Here is a 734-nt window from a genome sequence, read left to right on the forward strand (position 1 = left end):
GATCCACGTGCCCATCAACCTCTGCGGCAACACCATCAACATCGTCGGGCTGCTCAACCCGACCAGCGGCAACGTCTGCGTCAACGACTGACGCACCGCACCCCGACGACACCGGGCGCGACCGCGCCGGGCCTCCGCTCCGCACGGCGGAGGGCCCCGCGGGCCGGCGCCCGCCCGTGGCGCCCCCCGACCCGGTCGGCGGGCGCCACGCCCGTGTCAGGAGACGGCGGTCCGGTCCTCCGCCGCGGTGCCGTCCGCCGGTTCCGTCCCGGCCCCGGCGGGCGCGGGGACGGCGATGGCCGTGACGACGAGGCCCTCGCCCGCCGCCCAGCGCCCCTCGAAGCCGTCCAGCCGACGGCCGCCGACGACAGGGCCCGGGACCAGCAGCCGGGCCGCGAACGTCCCGGCGATCGGGTCGACGGTCAGCTCCGCCTCGTCGAAGTCCAGCTCCAGGCCGGTCAGCGGGTACCAGGCCTTGAACACGCTCTCCTTCGCGCTGAACAGCAGCCGGTCCCAGTGCACTTCGGGGTGCTCGGCCGCCAGGTCCGCCAGCCACAGCCGCTCGGCGGGGCGCGACACCATGTCGAGGACGCCGTCCGGGAGCGGCCCGTTCGGCTCGGCGTCCACGCCGAGCGACGCGGCGTCGGCGGCGCGCGCCACGGCGGCGCCCCGGAAGCCCAGGCAGTGCGTCATGCTGCCGACCACGCCGGCCGGCCAGCGCGGCGCGCCCCGCC

At 77.5% G+C, this 734-nt stretch carries 2 protein-coding genes; one reads left to right on the plus strand and one right to left on the minus strand.

The genetic code is table 11. The annotated features are described in order from the left end of the window. The coding region (locus tag JNW98_RS19865) for a chaplin (protein WP_223769605.1) at positions 1-91 on the plus strand (91 nt) is incomplete at its 5' end. Between the two features lie 125 nt (positions 92-216). Here the strand turns inward: JNW98_RS19865 and JNW98_RS19870 are convergent. Further along, positions 217-734: 4'-phosphopantetheinyl transferase family protein (locus tag JNW98_RS19870; protein ID WP_223769604.1), on the minus strand; the 518-nt coding region annotated here is incomplete at its 5' end.

The sequence above is a fragment of the Streptomyces huiliensis genome (genome assembly GCF_020037025.1).
GTDB classification, from domain to species: domain Bacteria; phylum Actinomycetota; class Actinomycetes; order Streptomycetales; family Streptomycetaceae; genus Streptomyces; species Streptomyces huiliensis.